This is a genomic window from Sulfurihydrogenibium yellowstonense SS-5 (genome assembly GCF_000173615.1).
Classification (GTDB): Bacteria; Aquificota; Aquificia; order Aquificales; family Hydrogenothermaceae; genus Sulfurihydrogenibium; species Sulfurihydrogenibium yellowstonense.
The window spans coordinates 1-4,281 of sequence record NZ_ABZS01000153.1; the positions used below are offsets into that span (position 1 = coordinate 1).

A 4,281-nucleotide genomic window follows, 5' to 3' on the forward strand; every position below is an offset into this window, starting at 1 on the left:
ATTTCTCAATACTCAAACTTTAAAAGAAAGTTAAAACCTCCAAAGAAGCAGAAGAAATATTTTGGCGTTTTTGATTTTGCTCCTCTGAAGATGTAAGTGTAGAAAACCCAGATAGAGTAATAGAATTTATGACAGATGAAGATTTTAAATAAATTTTGCGAGGATTTTGGAGTTATGCAAAAGAAAGATTGTTAAAATTTCATGGTGTAAGTAAAGATAATTTTATCTACTATCTAAAAGAGCTTGAATTTAGGTATAACTTTAGGGATAATATTGATGATAGTTTATATAAATGTTTAGGTGTAATAAATTGAGGAATTTTACCATAAATAAAGTTGAAGAAGCTGACAAGTTAAAACAATTGTTAAAGGTAGTTGCTTTAGCTACAAACATTGAAGAAGTCGAAGAAAAAATTAGAGAGTTAGTGTAGATGTTTGAAAAAATTTTTGGGAAAATCAAAAGAGAAAATTTAGATGGATTTTTATTCTCTTCGTACTCTAATATTTTTTATCTATCAAAGTTTAACTCATCAAATGCTTTTGTAATTTTAACTGACAAAGGTAAATACTTTATTACAGATTCAAGATACTATGATAATGCTAAAGAAAAACTTAAAGATTTTAATGTTATCAAACTTGGAGAAGGAAATAAAAAAGGTTTAGACCATTTAAAAGAGATTTTAGAGAGCTTAAATCTTAAAAATGTTGGATTTGAGAAAGATAAAATAACTTTATCTTTTTATGAAAAACTTACAAAAGATATAAGCATCAATTTTATTGGCTTTGAAGGATTTTTAAATGAATTTAGAATGGTCAAATCTGAAGAAGAAATAAAGATTATTACTCAAGCCGTTAGAAAGACAGACAGAGTATACAAAAGAGTTTTAGAAGATATTCCAAGTTTAATAGGAAAACCCGAGAGCTCTATAAGACAAAAAATTGTAAACTATATTTTTGAAGAAGGCGGGACAGGAGAAAGCTTTCCGGCTATAGTTGCATCAGGTAAACATTCTGCTATACCACACTGGGAAACATCTAACCACAAGATAAAAAATAATGCACCACTGCTTATAGATATGGGAATGAAATATAAAGGATATTGTAGCGACTTTACAAGAACTATTTTCTTAGGAAAATCAAATCCAAAGTTTGAAAAAATTTACAATATTGTAAAAGAAGCTCATTTAAAAGCTTTATCTGTTGTAAAAGCTGGAATTCCAATAAAAGAAATAGATTTAGCAGCAAGAAAAGTTATAGAAAAATACGGATATGGTGAATATTTTACTCATTCAACAGGTCATGGAGTAGGAATAGATATTCATGAAGAACCAAGAATATATAAAGATAACGAAGGGATTCTTCAAGAGAATACAGTTTTCACGATAGAACCAGGGATTTATATTCCAGGGTTTGGTGGTGTAAGACTTGAAAATATTGTAGTAGTAAGAAAAGATAAAGGAGAAGCATTAAGTAAAGTAGGGTTAGATTTGATTTATTTATGAATATTTTATTAATAAAGCAGTAGTAAAGTGAATTAAAGTAAGAGTATTGTAAATTTTTTTAAGCTTAACTTTCCGTGTCATCCTGAGGACGAAGTCCGAAGGATCTCTTTTATAATTTTTGACTTGAAAAGAAAAAATATGAGATTCTTCGCAGGCTGCAGAATGACAGTGTGGATTTTTACAAGCAGCCTCCACTCATTACTTTACTTGCCTATGTGACTCCATATTTCATTGTCTATATTATGCAGAACATACTCTGGGGCTTTTATTTTAACTACATATCTTCCATCAGCTACCAAGATATTGCCATTTTCATCTTTTTCAAAAATAGCTTCTACGACTAAATGTTTTCCTTTGTAAATTTTGTACCCATCTTCTACTTCTTCAAATTTATCAAACCTAAGCATGTTTGACTGCTTTTTTAGAATATCTTTTATCATTTCTTTTGATGGAAACGAAACTATTCTCTCTGATATTTGCTCGTTGTAATACTTATCGTTAAACCATACGAGAATTGAAAAAACAATAACTGTTATATCTATTAAACCAAACATAACAGCAAACTTTAGATTTCCGTATAAATAAAAGAATATAGTTAATGCTGTCAGAACTACAATTAAAGATATTGAGACCTTTTTAAGCATTGTAATCTCCTTAGTTGTTTAAAATCTTAACATTTTTTGGAAGGTTGAAATTTATATTTACCGGATTAGATAGATACTTAAATTTTTCAAACTCTACTTCAATAGTGTTGTTGTCTGCATCCTGTGCTGAAATTTTAATTAATGATAGATTGGATTTATCTATTGTCAGTTCTAATTTTTTAACTTCTGCGTTGTTTTTTGGTTTTAAAAATATTTTATATGTATCATTGGTTTCTTTGGTTTCTAACACATTAAAGGCAGACTTGATAGATTTGTTTTTGATAATCATTTCTAAAACTTCTGTTATTAAAACACTGTTATCTGCTGATGTTATGATAGCCTGATTTTCTTCTATAGAGTATAAAATTACTTTGGTACCATTTAGATAAATAATCTGTTTATATGGTTTTATATACTCTATTTTGATTTTATCCGGTTTTACAGCTAATACTTTTCCATAAAAAATATCCGGGCTGGAAAACCCAGATTGATAGGTTTTTTGTGTAATGTCTGCTTGAAATCCTTTTATCTCACTAATTTTTTTTTGAAGTTCTTCTACTATGTCCTTTGCAAAAGAAAAATTAACAATAAAAAGTATTAAAAATAAAGCTATTTTTTTCATTAGTATAACCACATTGCAAGTTTTTTTCTGTACTCTTTTGTAAGTGGGTGAGATTCTCCAAGCAGTGTAAATATGGAAACCATAGCTTTTCTTGCACCATCGTTTTTATAATTTCTATCTTTCTTAACTATTTCTAAAAATAATTTTAATGCTTCTTCATAATTTTCTTCAACCGCATAGCATGATGCTTGGGCAAACATTTTATCAAGTTCTGTTTGTAAATTTGTATTTTCACATTCTTTTTTAAGTTCTATAAATTCTTTTAATGCTTGTGCTTGTGTAAAGTATTCTTTGTCGTATTCTTTTATTTTGTTTAATAAATCTTCTGCATCTTCAAGCTTGTTCAGTTTAATGAAGAATTTTGCTGCTTCAAGGATTAACTTTTTGTTATCCGGATATTCAGAAATTGCTCTTTTGTATAAGTCATACGCTCCTTCTCTGTTGCCTGCCAAAATAAGCATGTTTGCTTCTTCAATAACTTTATCTGCCGGTGATTTAACATATTTACTGATTATTTTTCTTACTTGACTTTCCGGCAATGCTCCAACAAATTTATCAACTACTTTTCCATCTTTTATTATTCTAACATCCGGTATTCCGTGAACTCCAAACTCTTGTGCAATATCCGGATTTTCATCTGTATTAACTTTTGCTAAAATAAAACCAAACTCTCCTGAAAGTTTTTCTAAGATTGGTTTTAAAGCTCTGCATGGACCACACCAAGGTGCCCAAAAATCTACAACCACAACATTATCATAAGATTTTTCTAATATTTCTGAGAAATTTTCAGAGTTTACATCTATTATCATCCTTCAACCTCCTACATTTAGTTTAACTTACTAAAATTCTTTTATATTATAAATTATAAATCTCTTCAACTTTTCTTTCAATACAATTTTGTTTTATCTTTTATAAGAATCTATAAAATAGTATTTCTATTGTCTTGTTATCAATATTTACAGAATAGTGGACTTGAATTTTTATAAACTTTTGTAAAAGAGAAATACTCTCTGGAAGCTCAATTGTTATTACATATTCATTCTCGCTAAAGTTAAAGCCAGAAAATGGATTATATGAAATTTGTCTTTCAATAAAAGATAAAACGTCATCAATGAAGCTAAACGCATTTTTTATGTTATTGTGGTTTTTTCTTATGAAATCTATGTATGAATCAGTAATATCATCAGCAATTTTGCTGTATATAATTGTCCAGTTCATTTATACTAAATAAGCTGTTTTTTTATTTCATCTACAATTTCATTTTTATCATATAATTCGCGTAAATGTACTATCTCTTCTAACTCATCTTCTTTTGGCTTTCTAATTTTAGCAAGCGTTTCTAAAACAAATATAGGATTCATCTCATCGCCCTGATCTAACATCCCCCAATATTTTGTGTGTGTTATGGTGCTTGCTGTCTTTGCTCCAAATGATGATATTGTATTATATAAATTACTTAACATTCAATTTCTTCAGTAGACAGATAATTTATTTTTGGTATATCTACAGCTTTA

At 28.4% G+C, this 4,281-nt stretch carries 6 protein-coding genes and 1 pseudogene; 2 read left to right on the forward strand and 5 right to left on the reverse strand.

Going from position 1 to position 4,281, the window contains the following annotated elements:
• Positions 1–161: 161 nt before the first annotated feature.
• Positions 162–314, forward strand: a pseudogene (locus SULYE_RS08085) (IS1595 family transposase); the annotation flags it as partial.
• Positions 315–430: 116 nt separating this feature from the next.
• The gene (locus SULYE_RS06515; protein ID WP_007547745.1) at positions 431–1,501 is read left to right on the forward strand and encodes a M24 family metallopeptidase; all 1,071 of its coding nucleotides are present in this window, start codon (positions 431–433) and stop codon (positions 1,499–1,501) included.
• Positions 1,502–1,704: 203 nt separating this feature from the next.
• Here SULYE_RS06515 and SULYE_RS06520 read toward each other — a convergent pair whose 3' ends face one another.
• The 5 genes from SULYE_RS06520 to SULYE_RS06540 all read right to left on the reverse strand — a co-directional run bounded on the left by SULYE_RS06520 (position 1,705) and on the right by SULYE_RS06540 (position 4,149).
• Complete coding sequence (locus SULYE_RS06520; protein ID WP_007547747.1) at positions 1,705–2,145, reverse strand: hypothetical protein; 441 nt, start codon at positions 2,143–2,145, stop codon at positions 1,705–1,707.
• 10 nt (positions 2,146–2,155) lie between these two features.
• Positions 2,156–2,767 (reverse strand): LolA family protein, encoded by a 612-nt coding sequence (locus SULYE_RS06525; protein ID WP_007547749.1) that lies wholly within the window; start codon positions 2,765–2,767, stop codon positions 2,156–2,158.
• Entirely contained in the window at positions 2,767–3,576 is an 810-nt protein-coding gene (gene trxA / locus SULYE_RS06530; protein WP_007547750.1) for a thioredoxin, read from the reverse strand. Before trxA ends, SULYE_RS06525 begins: the two co-directional genes overlap by 1 nt.
• Positions 3,577–3,676: 100 nt before the next feature.
• Entirely contained in the window at positions 3,677–3,985 is a 309-nt protein-coding gene (locus tag SULYE_RS06535) for a hypothetical protein (protein ID WP_007547751.1), read from the reverse strand.
• Between the two features lie 5 nt (positions 3,986–3,990).
• Positions 3,991–4,149, reverse strand: a complete 159-nt coding sequence (locus SULYE_RS06540) for a hypothetical protein (protein ID WP_156784770.1) — start codon at positions 4,147–4,149, stop codon at positions 3,991–3,993.
• Between the last annotated feature and the right edge of the window lie 132 nt (positions 4,150–4,281).

Coding starts and splice junctions, on each gene's coding strand:
- SULYE_RS06540 (WP_156784770.1), bottom strand. CDS start 4,149: ATGTTAGATCAGGGCGATGAGATGAATCCTATATTTGTTTTAGAAACG.
- SULYE_RS06520 (WP_007547747.1), bottom strand. CDS start 2,145: ATGCTTAAAAAGGTCTCAATATCTTTAATTGTAGTTCTGACAGCATTA.
- SULYE_RS06535 (WP_007547751.1), bottom strand. CDS start 3,985: ATGAACTGGACAATTATATACAGCAAAATTGCTGATGATATTACTGAT.
- SULYE_RS06515 (WP_007547745.1), top strand. CDS start 431: ATGTTTGAAAAAATTTTTGGGAAAATCAAAAGAGAAAATTTAGATGGA.
- trxA (WP_007547750.1), bottom strand. CDS start 3,576: ATGATAATAGATGTAAACTCTGAAAATTTCTCAGAAATATTAGAAAAA.
- SULYE_RS06525 (WP_007547749.1), bottom strand. CDS start 2,767: ATGAAAAAAATAGCTTTATTTTTAATACTTTTTATTGTTAATTTTTCT.